The organism is Saccharothrix lopnurensis, from assembly GCF_042658445.1.
GTDB lineage: Bacteria > Actinomycetota > Actinomycetes > Mycobacteriales > Pseudonocardiaceae > Actinosynnema > Actinosynnema lopnurensis.
Window position 1 is genome coordinate 1 of the sequence record NZ_JBHSQO010000041.1, and the last position, 16,704, is coordinate 16,704.

The 16,704-nt window shown below is 68.3% G+C and carries 8 protein-coding genes, 1 tRNA gene and 1 pseudogene; 5 read left to right on the top strand and 5 right to left on the bottom strand.

The features are described from left to right. Together ACFP3R_RS28815 and drmD are read right to left on the bottom strand one after the other, a co-directional pair. Nucleotides 1-3,272 (bottom strand): Eco57I restriction-modification methylase domain-containing protein (locus ACFP3R_RS28815; protein ID WP_380640365.1); only part of this gene is annotated, 3,272 nt, incomplete at its 3' end. A 35-nt stretch (nt 3,273-3,307) separates the two neighbouring features. Then, on the bottom strand, nt 3,308-6,628 hold the full coding sequence (drmD, locus tag ACFP3R_RS28820) for a DISARM system SNF2-like helicase DrmD (protein WP_380640367.1): 3,321 nt from the start codon (nt 6,626-6,628) through the stop codon (nt 3,308-3,310). A gap of 599 nt (nt 6,629-7,227) precedes the next feature. Here drmD and ACFP3R_RS28825 point away from each other — a divergent pair. Together ACFP3R_RS28825 and ACFP3R_RS28830 are read left to right on the top strand one after the other, a co-directional pair. After that, complete coding sequence (locus ACFP3R_RS28825; RefSeq protein ID WP_380640369.1) at nt 7,228-7,995, top strand: DddA-like double-stranded DNA deaminase toxin; 768 nt, start codon at nt 7,228-7,230, stop codon at nt 7,993-7,995. Between the two features lie 2 nt (nt 7,996-7,997). Beyond that, nucleotides 7,998-8,399 (top strand): Imm1 family immunity protein, encoded by a 402-nt coding sequence (locus ACFP3R_RS28830; protein ID WP_380640371.1) that lies wholly within the window; start codon nt 7,998-8,000, stop codon nt 8,397-8,399. Here the strand turns inward: ACFP3R_RS28830 and ACFP3R_RS28835 are convergent. Further along, nucleotides 8,352-8,672 (bottom strand): helix-turn-helix domain-containing protein, encoded by a 321-nt coding sequence (locus ACFP3R_RS28835; protein WP_380640373.1) that lies wholly within the window; start codon nt 8,670-8,672, stop codon nt 8,352-8,354. The two genes, ACFP3R_RS28830 and ACFP3R_RS28835, sit on opposite strands and share 48 nt — an antisense overlap. A 562-nt stretch (nt 8,673-9,234) precedes the next feature. Here ACFP3R_RS28835 and ACFP3R_RS28840 point away from each other — a divergent pair. Together ACFP3R_RS28840 and ACFP3R_RS28845 are read left to right on the top strand one after the other, a co-directional pair. Beyond that, a complete protein-coding gene (locus tag ACFP3R_RS28840) occupies nt 9,235-9,432 on the top strand; it encodes a hypothetical protein (RefSeq protein ID WP_380640375.1) in 198 nt (65 codons plus the stop codon). A gap of 68 nt (nt 9,433-9,500) precedes the next feature. Continuing rightward, a pseudogene (locus tag ACFP3R_RS28845) lies at nt 9,501-10,580 on the top strand (recombinase family protein); the annotation flags it as partial. A 655-nt stretch (nt 10,581-11,235) separates the two neighbouring features. On the opposite strand, the gene ACFP3R_RS28850 reads toward ACFP3R_RS28845, so the two are convergent. Beyond that, a tRNA-Arg gene (locus tag ACFP3R_RS28850) sits at nt 11,236-11,307 on the bottom strand. A gap of 177 nt (nt 11,308-11,484) precedes the next feature. Here ACFP3R_RS28850 and ACFP3R_RS28855 point away from each other — a divergent pair. Further along, the gene (locus ACFP3R_RS28855) at nt 11,485-12,393 is read left to right on the top strand and encodes a cation diffusion facilitator family transporter (RefSeq protein ID WP_380640377.1); all 909 of its coding nucleotides are present in this window, start codon (nt 11,485-11,487) and stop codon (nt 12,391-12,393) included. Between the two features lie 6 nt (nt 12,394-12,399). Here ACFP3R_RS28855 and ACFP3R_RS28860 read toward each other — a convergent pair whose 3' ends face one another. Beyond that, on the bottom strand, nt 12,400-16,668 hold the full coding sequence (locus tag ACFP3R_RS28860; RefSeq protein ID WP_380640380.1) for a GH92 family glycosyl hydrolase: 4,269 nt from the start codon (nt 16,666-16,668) through the stop codon (nt 12,400-12,402). Nucleotides 16,669-16,704 lie beyond the last annotated feature (36 nt).

The following is a 16,704-nucleotide window of genomic DNA, read 5'->3' on the forward strand; positions in this document are numbered from 1 at the left end:
TGGTCGGGGGTGAGGACGAAGCCCTTGCCGAGTACATACGAACCGATGTAGGAGCGTCCTCGATTGGATACCAGGCGGTACGGCTTACCCGAGACTCGCGACTTCGCGTCCAGTGAGGGCGTGATACCACGCACCACCACGTCGTCCAGTACCCGCGACGCCTCCGGAGCGACCGGAGCAGCGCTGGACCACACGGCGCAGTACTCCAGCGTCGCGGACTTGGACGGCCACGGGGCGCTCTTCACCGCTCCGCGGATCTCGATGCCGTCCGCTGTGAGCTGATCGAGTCCGACCTCCCTGGTGTCGCCCTGGGCCAGGGTGTTGGTCGCGATGAGCCCCGTTTGTCCTCGTGCGTTCAGCAGCTGATGCGCGCGCAACGCGAAGTACGCCACCAGGTCCGCGCTACCTCGCCGACCGCGCCCGAGCGCCAGTACGAGGTACTCGCGGTACGCCTGGCCCAGGGTTCCCGTCAGCTTCTGACCTCCCAGGAACGGCGGGTTGCCCACGATCGCGTCGAATCCGCCCTGATCGAACACCTCCGGGAACACGAGCGGCCAGTGCACCGGCTCGCGGACCAAGCCGTCGTCCGGTCGGTCCTTGGCCAGCCACTCCATCGCACGAAGGCGAGCCTTGTGCACGACCTCCGCGTCATCAGCGGTGCGTGGCGAGGCGACCTTCTCCGCCAACAAAGCGGCTTCTTCGTGCTCGGCGTCGCGGGACGTCCCGGCCGTGACCAGCGCCGCGCCGGCCGCCAGGTCGCCAACGAGGGTCAACCGCCCCATGTGCTCGCGCGCTGTGTCCAGCAGTTGGCGCTTGCGATCCAGGCTCGCGAGGTCGGCCCCCTCGATCTTCGTGATGGCCCGCCTCTCTCCCGCGACGTCCCCCACCCGGGCGCGCACACCGGACGTCCAGTCCCAGAGACGGTCCCTGTGCAGCTTGCGACCGGCCTTCTCATCCAGGTGGACGACCTCCACCTGGTTCAACGAGGTGACGCCCAGCAGCGAGTCACCCACCACCAGTCGATCGTCGAGGAAGGTGAACGGCCGGTGCGGGTCCATGGAGACCAGCCACAGCGAGAGCTTGGCCATCTCCACCGCCATCGGGTTGATGTCCACCCCGTACAGGCAGTGCTCGATGATCTGGCGCTTGGCCTCGATCACCACCGGGTCGGCGTCGACCTCCACCCCGGATACTGCCTTGAGGGGGCCTGCGCGGAAGGCGGTAGCACCCTTGTGGCCTTCCTTCACCCATGCGTCGATCAATTTCTCCGCGAGGTAGCGGCAGGCCGCGACGAGGAACGCCGCCGAGCCCATGGCGATGTCCGTCACCTTCAGCGACAGGATTTCCTTCGCGGAACGCAGCACCCAGGCAGCCTCGTCGGCCGTCTCCAGCGGCCCTGGCGCGTAGACCAGCGGCTGCAGGGCGCCTTTCACCACCTTCTCCGCGAGGAAGCGCGGCGTGTAGTGGGTACCGGTGTTCTTGCGCGTGGAGGAGTCCGTGACGTACAGCGAGCCCGCCCCGATGACCAGTGGGAGATCGCGCAGGTCACGGCGGATGAGCGAGAAGAACGGCAGCAACCTGCGGACCAGCGCCGTGTCCCCGGTAACCACGTGGAGCAGCCGCTCGGCTTCCACCTTGTCAACCTCGGACAGCGGTGCGAGCTTCTTCTCCAGGGCGGCTGCCGAGCCGATGCCGGAGTCCTTGTGCGCTTCGGCGAGCCGTTTCGCGAGACCTTTCACGTCCACCGAGCCGCCGGCCCGCGCGCCGATCCCGTACGGACCGGCGAGCTGTTCGAGGTAGGTCAGCAGGACCTCGTCCTCCAGGCCGCTCCTGCCGACGAGTCCGACCACGGTGTCTTCGGCACGTCGGCCGTCGTACGAGAGCAGACCTTCGTAGACGTAGCCGATCTGCTCGACGTCGAGAGTGCGGAAGGTGAGCGTTCGGCGCTCGGCGTTCTTGCCGGTGCCGATGGTGACGTGCTGAACGGCTTGGAGCATGTGGAGCACTGTCAGGTCGTTGATGGGCAGAAGCGGCGTGTGGCCGGTCAGCCCCTCCCGCGCACCCGGTGCGGGTAGCCCTTCGAGCCACCAGTAGGTCTTCGGGTCGAAGATCGAGCCGTCGTAGGCGTGCAGCTCGAACTCCGGGTGGGCCACGCCTCCGTACACCGCGTGGAAGAGGGCGATCAGCCGGTGCCAGGCCGCCGTGCTCTGCTCCAGTTCCGCGGTGGTGCCCATCGCCGCTCGGGCTTCGAGTTCGGCGCACAGGCCGCCCGCCGAGTACGCCTTGGCGTAGACCTCGTTGTCCGCCGGGAGCAGGCCGCGTTCCTCGGCGAAGAGCAGGAAGACCACGCGCATCATGACCGCGACCGCACCCCGGTAGACCTGCGAGGCGTGGACGCCCTGGGCGTCGAGGCCCGGTTCGCCGCGTTCCACGGCACGGGTGTCGGCCCTGCCGATGGCGTCGACGAGCAGTTCGACGGCCTGGCGGACCTGAACGCCGAGGGCTTCGGTGACGTCCTCCTGCTTGCCGAGGCTCTTGCGCAGCAGCTGCGGCAGGGTCTGGTCGTCGAGGACACTGAAGAAGCGGAACCGGCGAAGCAGGGAGATGAACGCGCGAACGACCTCGCGTTCAGCGGCTTCGTTCCAGCCCACGGTGTCGAACTGCACCGTGGCGGTGACGCCGCCCGTCGGGGCCCAGACGAGGCACCACCAGCGACCGTCGGTGACGAGACCGAGTTCGATGTGGTGGTGGCGGAGCAGGCGTGCCATCCGATCGGCGGGAGTCGCGGCCCAGCCGTCACCGTCTCGGAGACGAGAGGTGGGAGGGCTGCCTGCCGGGATGGTTATGCCGAGCAGCGGGATGCTCTTGGTGATGGCGCCGGAGTCGTGGGCCGGATCGCTGTCCGGCTCGATGAGGAGGAAGTCGGGGCGCAGCGTGATGTCGTGCTCGAGGACGGGTAAGGCGAGTCGATCGAGGAGGGGGTCCGCGCCGCTGGTGGGCAGGTGCAGTGCGTCGTCCCACTCCAGGAGGTCATGGAGCAGGTAGGCGATCCACTCGTCACGACCGGCGGACGGATCGCCGGACCATAAGCCGTGGTGGAGGCGTAAAGGTGCGCGCTGGTCTTTCTCGAGTGGGTCGAGGGTGGGCCAGGTTTCGAGGAGGACGGGCAGGGTGAGGAACGGGCCGGTGATCTCGACGAGGTTGAGCCAGTCCTTGTGCTGGCGCCTGCCATCGGTGGCGCGGGCGAGCGCGGCGGCCTGTCCGGCGTTCATGCCGCGACGGGAAGCGGTGCTGCGGGAGGCGGGGCTCATCGAACAGCCTCTTTCCGGGGGATGACGAAGACAACGGCTGCGGGGAAGAGGTGTGACGTGAGGTCGCTGTAGCGGGCGTCGATGGCGGCGAGCTCGCGGCGACGCTCAACACCGAGGACGTCCAGGCGCCGTTGCAGGTGTTCGCGGTCGAGTTGGTACTGCCGTCGTTCAGCGGGGGTCATCCGGCCGGCCTCCCAGAGGACGAGTTGCTCGTCGCCTTCGGCGGCGTTCTCGTCGACCTTGGCGCGCAGCGTGGACTCGAAGCGGTCCAGGTTGGCGTTGATCCGGTGCTCCTCCTCCTCGCGGCGCTGGCGCAGGGCCCTGTCCAAGGATTCGCGGCGTTCCTTGGCCCGTGCTTCGAGCGAGGCCATGAGTCGGTCCTGAACCCTTGGCCAACTCCTGGTGAGTCGGGTGCGCAAGTGCTCGGCCGCGGCGACGCCGTGGTTGAGGGCGTTGCCCAGGGTTTCGCGCTGGGTGTTGACGCTGTCCCAGCGGCGGAGCCAGCCGGCGTCGTTGAGCCACCCGCCGGCGTGCAGCACCTCCTCGTGGAGGCGTACTCCGTCAGCGCCGATGAGGACGTATCGGGCGTATGCGCTGACAAGCGTGGTCTCAAGGTGCGGATCGTCGCTCACAACGGCACTGACGCGGTGCAGATCAATCTGCTCGGCGTTCCAGGCGGCGGCACGCAACAGCCGGGTGGAGAGGTCGACAAGCGGGTGCTTGAGGTGGGCGAGGACGATGTCGTCTCGCCCAAGACCGGCTACGCGCGGATCAAAGGTGACGGGGCGCCGGTCCCGCGGGCGAAGCTTGTGGGCGAGACCGCGAGTTGCCCGCTCCCAGTAATCGCCCAGCTGGGGTACCTCGAAGAAGGAGTTGTCGAGGTCGACGTCACGGAGCTCGTCCCCCGTACCGCTGTGCAGGTGGTGCAGGTCGCGCACAGGGCGCAGCGGTTGCTGGCGGTCGAGTGCCAGGGCGGTGGTGACCACTCGGGCGATGTTCCCCGGGGTAATGCCGAGCTCGTCAACGGTGCGGTCATGACCGGCGCTGAGCCGCCTGACCTGATCGGTGACGTTCTGCTCGGCTTCGACCGTGCCGCCGGTGTTCCGGCCGTTGATCTTCCTGGCTTTGGCGTTCTCGATGTCGACGTGGCGCTGGTCGCCGGACATGCGGCGCAGGACGGCATCGGCGAGTACGGCGTTGACCTCGCCGAGGTCCTCCTCCATGAGGGCGACCTTCTTGGCGATCCTGGAGAGGAATTCGAGGTCGGCTTCGAAGGACCCTGCTTTGGCTTTCTGCCAGTCCTCCCCGACGAAGTGGCGGACCTCGGGATCGTGACGCTGACCCCAGCGGTCGATGCGGCCGATCCGCTGCTCAAGCTTGTTGGGATTGAAGGGGATGTCGTAGTTGACGAGTCGGTGACAGTGCTTTTGCAGGTCGATTCCCTCACTGGCTGCGTCGGTGGCGATGAGCACGCGCACCGCTCCCTCGGCTTCGGCGGGGTGCGCCTGGAATCCGAGGCGAATGCGTTCGCGCTCGTCGACGCTCAGGCCGCCGTGCAGGAGTTCGATACGGCCTTTTTCGGCCATGCCCTCCTGGCGCAGCAAACCAAGCAGCCAATCTTGGGTATCGCGGTACTCGGTGAAGACCACTACGCGTTCGTTGGACCAGTGTCTGCCATCTGTGTGGGTGACGGCCTTGAGATAACTGGTCAGCGCGGCAGCCTTGGAGTCGGCTCGTGCCTCGTGCGTCTCGGCCCAGCGCAGCATCTCGCCGAGCAGGTCGGACTCGTCTTCGGTGGGACCCGGGGTCAGGCGCGTGGTGCGGCCGAGCGCATCGTCCTCGGCTTCGGCCAGGTCGACGTCGTCGAGGTCGGCGATTTCGTCGGCGAAGTCGTTCAGCCAATCGGGGACGTCTGCTGCGGCAGTGCGCGGCCGGACGGTCTTGGATGCCGCGGCGATGTTCTCCAGGTAGACCTGAACAGTGCGACCGAAGGCTGCCGGTGAGGAGAATAGCCGTTTCTTGAGCAGCAGGACGACGAGGTCGGTGGCCTTGCGCCCACCCTTTGCGCCGGGAGCCATCCGCTCGCGGCGCAGATCGGCGTACGCGGTGAGCAGTTCGTGGATGCGACGTTCTTCGTCCGTATACCGGACAGGCATCTCACGAGTTTCGCGGCGGCGGAAGTACGGTGTGCCGTCGGGGCGGGTGATGCTGCTCTTGAGACGGCGTACGACGGTTTCCTTGACCGCCTGTTCATCCGGGTTGACGCCGCGCGCGAAGCGCTGGTTGTCGATGAGTTCGAGCAGCGCGGTATAGGACTCGCGATAGCCGTTGTGCGGGGTGGCCGACAGGAACAGTCGGTGTTCGAAGTGGGGAACCATGCGGCGGATGAGCTTGGTCTGCTGACTGTCGACGGCGTAGACCTGTTTGGGAGCGGACGGGGCCACGTGGTGGGCTTCGTCGAGGATCAGCAGGTCGAAGAAACGTCCGGGCACCTGGTCGCCGGTCGCCTCCACGGACGGGATGACCTCGTCGAGCAGCCGTTGGGCCTTGGCACCGCGCAGCCAGGGCAGCGAGACGATGGTGAGCGGGTGGACCCGGAAGGGGTTGGCCGTGGTGCCGTGGGTACGGCGCAGTTCGGCGCAACGGGCGGAATCGACGACGGTGAAGTCCAGACCGAACTTCTCGGCGAGCTCGTCGCGCCATTTGATGGTGAGTCCGGCCGGGGAAACCACCATGATTCGGTGGGCGCGTCCGCGCAACAGGAGTTCTTGGGCGACGAGCCCTGCCTCAACGGTTTTGCCGAGTCCGACATCATCGGCCAGTAATAGATTGACGCGAGGGGCTCCAACGGCCCGGGAAACCGGCTCCAGTTGATAAGGCTCGATAGCGATGCCGGAGCGGAAGGGTGCCTGGAGGTTCTTGACATCAGCGGAGGCGACGGCGGACCAGCGGATGGCGTCGAGGAAGGCGGCGAGACGCTCGGGTGGATCGTACTTCCCGGCGGAAACATCGGGGAGGGAGCTGGCGGGCAGGACGCGTCGGCCGGGTTCGACCTCCCACGCGACGCTGAGGGTTTCACCATAGCGCCCATCGGCGACGGACTGGAGGTGGACGATGGTGGCAGCGGGGGCGATCGTGCCAGGCTCGATCGGTCCACTCGTTGCAGGGGGTTCGTCGGACTCCCATGCGGGGGCGACGTGGGAGACGATCCAGTTCTGCCCACGCACCTCGACTAAGTCGCCCTCTGCGGGGAGCCCTTCGACGGTTAACTTCCTCCGTCTGCGCCGTGCTGTTCGTGCCCCTGTCACGAGTTCCACCCTTCGTTCGCCACAGCGTCTCTGAACCCTGCTGATGTGCGCGGCAAGGACGTGTGAGTGCCCTTGCCGGGAGCTGTGCGGGTCTACGAGGCAACTGCCTTGTGTAACGGCCGTACGGTACCAGAAAAGATGCCCGTTGACTTGGTTTCGTCATTGCGATCACCTGCGGAAGTGACACTTCGGTGCATAGGTATCAAATGCGATGATCTTTCTCTCGTGATCCGATTTTCGGCCAACTGGTGAGATGGGATTCCAATGCTGCTTTTGTTCTGGATGTCCAACTGGCCACGTCGCGCCAATTGAATGGTATTTGAGAGGCGGCCGGTGATGGGTGCGATAGCGCCGGTAGGTCCTGCTATGGCTGCCAGGCCGAGCGGGCCGTCGGGGCATCGTCGACCGGCTGAACCTGGATCCGGCCACCAGCAGGCCACCGGTGCCGGTCGACCCGGATCTGGCAGTTGGAGCGCCTCCAGGCGACTCGTACAGCATCCACACGAACCCGTGGCCGTCGTGAACTGCGGATTTCGGCGACGGTGGGCGTTGTGCGTCGCGGTCGTGGTGGCGGAGGTGGTTGCTGATCGTCGCCGTACGATGACGGGGTGTCGATCAAGGACGTGGCCGCGCGACTTGACGCGGTGTTGGACAAGATCGACGCCGCGCGGGAGTCGCTGAACGTGGCGGCGGACTTGATCGACGACGCAACCACGCTGCTGGGGTCGGCCGTGTCCGGCACGGCCGACCCTGACGCGCTACAGGCGTTGGCGTGGTTCGGGGAAGCGCAACAGGGCATTCGGTCCCCGTTCGCGGCGCTGAAAGCCGCTGAGGACGCCATACGGGCCTACCGGGCGACGCTGGCGGGCGACTCGACCGCGACCGGTCCCACGGCGGGCGTTACAAGTTCGCAGGGGGGCCGGTCGCCGTCGTCCGGGGCACCTCCGACCGTCCCGGTTCCCGTGACACCCGGGCGGATCGAGGAACTACGGCGGGAACTGCCGCCCTCGGTGGTGTCGGGCGTTGGGCAGAAGACACACGGGCGGTGGATCGATCCGAGCGGCAGGGTTCACGAGGAAGTAAGCGGTAAGGATGAGAAGTCGGAGGAAGCTCTCCGGTTTTTCGAGGAGGAGATCAAGTCACGCCGTATCCCGGTCACGGTGGTGGACGTGGAGATCAAGCTTGCGGCACACATGCGGAAGAACGGGATTCAGTCGGCCACGCTGGTGTTGAACAACTTCCCCTGTCGCGGTCCGATGGGGTGTGACGCGCTGGTTCCGGTGGTTCTCCCGCCCGGTTTCACGATGACGGTCTATGGTCCTGACGGGTTCAGGCAGGAATACAAGGGAGGCGGGACCTCGAAGTGGGTGCCCTAGACGTGTACTACCTGTACGAGCATGGCGACACTCCCGTTACTGTGTCCACAGTGGACGAAGTGGACGACTTGGTCGACCGTGTTCGCGCCGAATCTCCGCCGGCAGCGCCCATCCTGATGGACGTTCACCTGTCCGGCGATCCGTATGCGCAAGGGTTGGACGTCGGCATTGCGGTTGATCACGGCGTGATTCGATACTCGGGACGGGAATGGCCGCGCGGTGTCGTCAGCGCCGGCGAGGGGCCAGTAGACGGCGAATCGCGTTCGTACTTCTACATGGGTCACGGGCGCGAGTTTCCTTCCAACTCGGAAGTGTCGATCGACGTTATCCGGCAGGCTGTAAAAGAATTCTTGAAGTCAAACGGAGCACGTCCTACCTGTGTTCAATGGCAAGACGCGCCGTAGACGACAGTGAGCATCTCGCTTCATTTCGGCAGGGCCGGGGCGTCCCTTGTAGGTCGTCAGGCCGTCGCGACCGTCCCGTCGGTAGGCACGCCACCAGGTGTCCACCGAGTGTTCGGAGACCCCGAACACCTCCGCGGCCTGCCGATAACCCTCGACCTGCCCGGACTCCAACGCCGCCACCACCCGCAACCGCAGTACCTCACGCTCGGCAGGCGACAACCGGTACGCACCCTCGACCTCGACCACCCAGTCAGCCTGCGGGCAACCGATCACTTTTGACTCAATAGATATGGAAGAGAATATTCAAGACCTGTATCAGGCAAGGGCTCTTCCCGGGATGTCACAGGGATGTTATCGGCTGGGGATCAGGTTGGGGATCCTGTTAGAACGCCACCCCCTGCGGCGGAGGTAAGAGCAGCTCAGTAGGGCTGTAGGGGGATCCGCTGGTATCCCAGACTCATAGGCGTACATGCCCATGAGGAACATCGGATCGGGCGGCGGCGCAAAAGTCGGGGGCTGCGTGTCCCCCGAGAGGCTGATTTTCGGAGTTCAGGGGTGCAGGAGTGCAACGTGCCTCCTCGGTGCCCTGGAGGACTTCGATGGCTCACCTACCGGTCCTGCCCGATGTGGTGCCGGCCGCTGACGGCGTCGCTACGGCCTGTGTCGGTCACCGCCGGGCACGGACACCCGGCGAGCGTGCCGCGGGCGGCACGCGGGCAGGCAAAGGCTCGCGTGCCCCCGGCTTGACCTGCGGGCCGTACGGAGCGTGGATGTGTCCGTGCGAATTCGATTGCGACGATCCAGATATCAAGTGCTACAAGGGAAGTGGCCGCCGATGATGTCTTCGGCCGGCTGCGGCGAAGGGCCCGTTCCCGGGCGGCGGGCGGGTGAGGTGGAGATGGTGGTGGAGATCCGCTTCGTGGACGGCCCAGCAGGGGACGAACTCGTCCGGCGGCAGGCGCGGGTGCTGCGGGAGGTGACCGAGTGGCTGGTCCGGAACAGGTCCGAGCATGGGCGGGAGCGGGCCGCGTAGGGCGCCTGCGCAGCCCTTACCGGCATGAGGAGCCGGGCACCGCCGAGCCGGTGCCGTCGCTGGTTCGGGTGGCCTGGGTCGGGCGCACGTCGACCTACGACCAGCAGGACCCGACGCTGTCCCTGCCCCGGCAGTTGCGGGCCTCGCAGCTCGTGCTGCCCGAGGACGCGCTCATCGTCGCCCACTTCTACGACATCGAGTCCGGGCGCAAGGAGCTCGCCGCCCGGGGCAAGAGCGGGGCGCACGAGCAGTTCACCATCCCCATCCCGCGCGACGGCGGCATCCAGGACCTGCTGGCCGAGGCCGAGCGACCTGACCGCCGCTTCGACTACGTGATCTGCGAGTCCATCGACCGCATCGCCCGCCGCACCTACATCGGAACCGAGATCGAACACCGCCTGGAGCGCGCCGGCGTCCGGCTGCTGGCTGCGGACGAGCCGTTCCAGCTCACCGCGGGCAGCGGGCGCAAGGCCAAGGTCGCCACCCAACTCCTCACCCGACGGGTGAAGCAGGGCATCTCCGAGTACTACGTCGTGGAGATGCTGGAGAAGGCGTGGGACGGGTTCGCCGTGCACACCGAGAGCGGCTTCAACATCGGCAAGCCCTGCTACGGCTACCAGGCCAAGCGCGTGCCGCACCCGGTGCCGGCCAAGCGGGCCAAGGGGCAGAAGAAGGCGTTCCTGGAGCCCGACCCGAGGCAGGCTCCGGTGGTGAAGCGGATCTTCCGGTGGCGGCTGGAGGAGCGGGCGGGCTACCAGGTCATCGCCGACCGCCTGAACCTCGACCTGACCGCCAACCCGCCACCGGTGCCCGTCGACCCGGATCGGGCGGCTGGCTGCTGGAGCGCCTCCAGCGTGCGCCACGTCCTGACCAACCCCAAGTACACCGGCTACATGGTCTGGAACCGGCGCGCCCGCAAGAGCGCCAACGCCCGGCTCAACTCCGTAACCGAGTGGGTCTGGTCACCCGAACCGACTCACGAGGCACTCGTCGACCTGGACACCTTCGTCCTGATTCAGCAGATCGCCTCTCACCGGTTCGGTTCCCGCAGCGCCCACGGGCCTTCGCGTCACCCGCAGACCAAGCGGTCCTACCTGCTGCGCACGTACCTGTTCTGCCGGCTCTGCGGGCGGCGCATGTACGGCAAGACCCGCCACGGCAACGCCTACTACGTCTGCGCCCCGAAGAAGGGCTACGTCCCACCTGGCGACCACGGCTCCGGCACGTTCTTCGTCCGCGAAGACGCCCTGCTCGACCGCCTCAACGCCTTCCTCAACGACCACGTCTTCGGCCCCTACCGCCGTGCCCTGCTCGACGCCGACGCCCGCAATGTCGACAAATCGGCCCAGCAGGACCGGGAGGAGCGCGTCAAGGCCCTGCGCCACGCCATCACCGACACCGACGCCCGCATCCGGCGGACCCTGCGCAACCTCGAACTGATCGACAACCCCGACCGGGACCTCATCCGCGACATCAACCAGCGCCGCGTCGAGCTGCGCGCCCAGAGGCAACGCCTGGAAGCCGAACTGGCCGAAGCCGAGGACCGCGTCCGTCAGGTGCCCAACCCCGACCTGCTCGACGCGCTGCCGGTAGCCAAGTTCCGGGTCGACGAACTGCCCGAGGAACTGGCCCGCCGGATGTTCGAATCCCTCAGATTGGAGATCCACTACAACCGCGACACCAACACGGCGACCTGCAAGGTCACGCTGGCGGGACAGACCGTCGACGCCGCCCGACGAGCGGCCGACCAGGCCCTGAAACGGAAGAAGGACCAGGAAGTGATCCCTGGTCCCACCCTTGATGTGCCCCCGGCAGGATTCGAACCTGCGCTCCCGCCTCCGGAGGGCGGTGCTCTATCCCCTGAGCTACGGGGGCCGCAGCTACGGGGAGAAGCTTAGCGCACCCCGCGAGACGGTTTTCACCCCACCCCCCCACCGGTCACCCCAAGCCCACGACCTGCGGTTCCCCGCCCTCCAACCCAACCCCCGAAGACCCCGCCCCCACCCAACACGCGAGTTGTACTCATGCGCATATGACTATATGTTCGCACCCATGGGTCACGGACACGGCCACGGAACGGCAGGCACCGGTGCCAAGCACCTCAACCGCCTGTGGGTCGCCTTCGCCATCGGCGCCGCCTTCATGGTCATCGAGTTCGCGGTCGGCCTCACGACCGGCTCGTTGGCCCTCATCTCCGACGCCGCCCACATGCTCACCGACGTCCTGGGCGTCGGCATGGCCCTGGCCGCCATCCTGCTCGCGCGCCGCGCCGGGGCCAAGGGGAGTCGCACGTTCGGGCTCTACCGGGCCGAGGTGCTGGCGGCGCTGGCCAACGCCGTGCTGCTGTTCGGGGTGGCGGGGTACGTCGTGTTCGAGGCCGTGCGGCGGTTCGACGACCCGCCGGCGGTGCCGGGGTTGCCCGTGGTGCTCGCGGCGACGGCCGGGTTGGTGGCGAACCTCGTGTCGTTCTTCGTGCTGCGGGACGGGGCGAAGGAGAGCATCAACGTCCGCGGCGCGTACCTGGAGGTGCTCGCGGACCTCATCGGGTCGGTCGGGGTGCTGGTCAGCGGGGTGGTGACGCTGGTCTTCGGGTGGCGGTACGCGGACCCGGTGATGGGGGTGGCGATCGGCTTGTTCGTGCTGCCGCGGACCTACCGGCTGGCCGCCAGTGCCCTGCGCATCCTGTTCCAGCACGCCCCCGAGCGCCTGGACGTCGCCGAGGTGCAGGCCGACCTGGGGCGCCTGCCGGGGGTGGCGGAGGCCCACGACCTGCACGTCTGGACGCTCACCTCCGGCATGGAGGTCGCCTCCGCCCACCTCACCACCCACCCGGACGTGGACCCGGCGCAGGTCCTGAGGGCCGCTCAGGACCTGCTCTCCGGGCGCTACCACATCGAGCACGCCACGCTCCAGGTGGAGCCGAGCGACTGCGCGCAGAGGTGCCGCGAGATCTCCTGGTGACAAGCCCTAGAGCCGGCCGCACTGGCCGGTTCGGGGCCCCCTCACCTGGTTCGCCCAGCCGTTGTTCACCGGGGCCGGGTCGCTGATGACGCACGACATCGGGCCGGTGACGTCGTTGGCGGCCAGGACGGTGCCGCCGCGGTTGCCGACCAAGTTCACCGGACCGGAGATCGTCGCTTGTTCGAGTGACACCGGGCCGGTGGCGCGGGTGATGCTGACCGGGCCGCCGACGCTGCTGTCGACCACGGTGACGGCCGCGGCCCCCGTGGCGGAGAGGGCGCCGCGCAGCTCGCTGCCGAAGACGTGCAGGGACGCGCCGGCGGACACGGTGACCGGGCCGGTGACGGTCGCGCCCTGGACGCAGGTCACGCCGGTGCGCACGACCAGGGGGCCGCGGTGCTCGCCGGTGACCGTGGTGCCGCACGTGACGTGCGGCTTGGCCAGCAGCTCGAACTCCGCCAGGGTGGCCGCGGCCGGGAACTCCAGGCGGTAGTGCCGGTAGTGGCCGGGTGCGGCGACCTTGAACGCGCGGGTCTGCTGGCGCCACCGGAACGCCTCGTCGGTCCGCTTGTCCACCGTCACCCAGGTGGTGCCGTCGTAGGACGCCTTCAGCTCCCACGAGGTCGGGTCGCCCCCGGCCTTGCCGGACGTGAGCGTGTAGAAGGTGGCGGTCTCCCTGTTGTCCGGCAACGACGCCTGGAGCCAGGACAGCGAGCCGGACGTCTGGGAGGTGTCGTCCAGCACGGCCGCGGGCGCGCCGGTGACCGCGGCGCGGGGGGTCACGTCGCGCAGCGGCGCGGGCGGCTCCGAACCCGTCGTCGGCGACGGCGGCGCGGCGTCGGGACCGGTGGCCCAGCGGGAGGGCTCCGCGCCCATCTCGAAGTCGAGCGTGCCGCCCTGGGCGATCTCCGCGTGCGGCAGGTACGACCTGTCCCAGTTCTTCCCGTTGACCTTGAGGGACTGCACGTAGATGTTCCGCGCGCTGTTGCGGGGCGCGTTGATGGTCAGCGCGCGGCCGTTGTCCAGGCGCACGGTCATCCTGGTGAACAGCGGGGAGCCGATCGCGTAGGTCGCGTTGCCCATCTGCAACGGGTAGAAGCCCATCGCGCTGAACAGCCACCACGCCGACTGCTCGCCGTTGTCCTCGTCACCGGGGTAGCCCTGGCCGATCTCGCTGCCCAGGTACAGCCGGGACAGGATCTCGCGCACCTTCTCCTGCGTCTTCCACGGCTGACCGGCGTAGTCGTACATGTAGGTGATGTGGTGCGACACCTGGTTGGAGTGGCCGAGCTGCCCCATCCGCACGTCGCGGGCCTCGGTCATCTCGTGGATCACCCCGCCGTAGGACCCGGGGAACTTCGCGGTCTCCGGCGTGGCGAAGAACTCGTCCAGCTTGGACGCCAGGCCGTCGCGGCCGCCGTAGAGGTTGGCCAGGCCCTGGCCGTCGTGGGGCACCGAGAACGCCATGTTCCAGCCGTCGGTCTCGGTGTAGTCGTAACCCCACACGCGCGGGTCGTACTCGTCGGGCGCGGCGCGGCGCGTGCCGTCGGGCTTGCGGCCCTGGAAGAACCCGGTCTCCGGGTCGAACATGTGCACGTAGTTCTGCGCCCGGTTGGCGAAGTACTCGGAGGACGCCAGGTACTGCGGGTCACCGGTGCGCTCGTGCAGCGCGCGCGCCATGTTGGCGATGCCGTGGTCGTTGACGTAGCCCTCGATCGCCCACGACATGCCCTCGTGGGTGGCGGTGGAGGTCCAGCCGGTGAAGATCGAGGTGTCCAGGCCCTTGCGGCCCACCCCCGGGCTGGGCGGCGCCACGGTCGCGTTCCGCACCGCCGCCTCGTAGGCCGCCACGGCGTCCGGCAGCTCGACGCCCTTGACGAACGCGTCGGCGAACGCCACGTCGGAGCTGGTGCCGGTCATCAGGTCGGCGTAGCCGGGGGAGGACCAGCGGGAGATCCAACCGCCGTCGCGGTACTGCTGCACGAAGCCGTCGACCAGCCCGGCCGCGCGGCGGGGCGTCAGCAGCGAGTACGCGGGCCACGTGGTGCGGTAGGTGTCCCAGAACCCGTTGTTGACGTAGACCTTCCCGTCCACGACCTTCGCGCCGGTCTGCGTGGGAGTGGACGGCCCGGCGGCCTGCACGGGGGAGGCGTACCGGTGCCGGGGCGCCTCGGCGGTGCCGGTGTTCTCGTAACCGGAGTTCGGGTAGAGGTAGAGCCGGTAGAGGTTCGAGTACAGCGTGGTCAGCTGGTCTTCGGACGCGCCCTCGACCTCGACCACGCCCAGCACGTCGTCCCAGGCGGCCTGGGCGCGCTCGCGCACCGACTCCAGGGTGTCGGAGGCCGAGATCTCCTGGTCGAGGTTGCGCCGCGCCTGGTCCACGCTGATCAGCGAGGTGGCCAGCCGCATCGTCACCGCCCGGTCGGCCGAGGTGTCGAACGAGAAGTAGCCCGCCACGTTGTCGCGGCCCGCGCCGGTCAGCCGGCCGCTGCCGGTCACCGGCCGGTCCACGGTCCCGTAGACGAACAGCCGCGTCGCGCCGACCGACAGGCCGCTCCTGACGTCGGAGAAGCCGGTCACCACGCCGGAGGCCGGGTCGAGGGTGAGCCCGCCGTTGTTGTTGACGTTGTCGAACACCAGGTTCGAGGAGCCCCCGGTGAAGGTGAACCGGAACAGCGCCGCGTGGTCGGTCGGCGCGATCTCGGTCTTCATGCCGTTCTCGAACGCCACGCCGTAGTAGTGCGCCCGCGCCACCTCGTTCTCGTGCCGGAACGGCAGCGCGCGCACGGCCCGGTCGGCGGTGGGCGTGCCGGTGGACGGCATCACCTGGAACGTCTGCCGGTCGCCCATCCACGGGCTGGGCTCGTGGCTGGCGGTGAACGCCTGGAGCGTGGGCAGGTTGTCCCGGTTGTTGTTCTTGGCGTACTCGTAGAGCCAGCTGGTCGAGCCCGCGTTGGTCATGGGCGACCAGAAGTTGAAGCCGTGCGGCACCGCGGTGGCCGGGAAGTTGTTGCCCCGGGAGAACGAGCCGCTGGAGTTGGTGCCGCGGGTGGTCAGCACCCGGTCGGACGGGCGGGCGCGCTCGACGACGGCGGGCGCGGACCTGACCGCGATGTCGTCGATCCAGCCGTTGAACGCGGCCGGGCCCCTCGGGTTGTCGTAGGCGACCAGGATGCGCTTGATCGTCTTGCCCGCGGCCACCGGGCCGACGACGGCGGCGACGCGGTTCCACTGGTTGGTGTAGAGCGACTTGGCCTCGCCCTGCCCGCGCGGGGACAGCCCGAAGCCGTGCTGGTCGCGCGCGCCGAGCTCGCTGAGGTAGGTGCCGTCGGAGAAGGCGAGGTCCACCGCGGCGAAGGTGGCCGGGTAGTTCAGGTCGTCGGTGGTGAACGACGGGAAGATCAGGTAGGACAGCTCGGTGGTCGCGGTGACGGGGATGTCGACCTCGACGACCTTGTTGTAGGAGTAGCCGCGGCCCTCGGCCGTGTGCGTCCCCTGGTAGCGCAGGGCCCGCACGCCGGTGAAGCCCGCGCCCGCCTTGGCGTTGTAGCCGCCGTTCGCGCCCTTGCCCACGGTGGTGCGCATGTGCCGCGCGGGCGGGGTGGTGGAGCCGTCGGAGAACTGGACCTCGGCGAGCTGGAGGGCGTCCGCGCCGCCGTTGGCGGTGATGTCGAGCTGGTAGAAGCGGAACGCCCCGGTGTTGTCCAGGTCGTAGACCTTGGTCTGGTGGCGCTCGGCGAACACCTCGCCCGCGCGGGTGTCCAGCGCGGTCCACGTGGTGCCGTCGGCGGAGCCGCGCAGCGTCCAGTCCCTCGGGTCGCGGCCGGGTTCGTCGTTGGCCGAGGACAGCGCGTACCGCTTGACCGCCACCGGCTCGGCGAAGGTGAACCGGGCCCAGCCCGCCTTGGCGAAGGCCAGCCACTTCGACGACACGTTGCCGTCGACCAGGTTCTCCTTGACCTCGCCCGCGTCCGCGAACTCGGAGTTGGCCGCGACGTCGACCACGCGGTCGGTGACGTTGCCGGGCAGGCCGGTGGAGTCGGAGCCGTTGACGCCGGAGGTCTTCGGCGCGCCGTCGGGACCCGTCTCGACCTCGCTGAGCCAGGTCGGCTGCGGCTGCCCGTCCTCGAACGACGTGGCGAACAGGGTCTCGCTCACGGCTGGCCTCCCGGGTTCCGGTGCGGCGGTGGCTGTGGACCAGCCTGCCACGCCGCCCAGCGCCAGCGCGGCGGTCGTGACGACCGCCAGCGATCTCCTTGCCCGCATGAGCCCCATTGCGCACGCCTCTCGCCTCAAGACCGATCTTCAGCG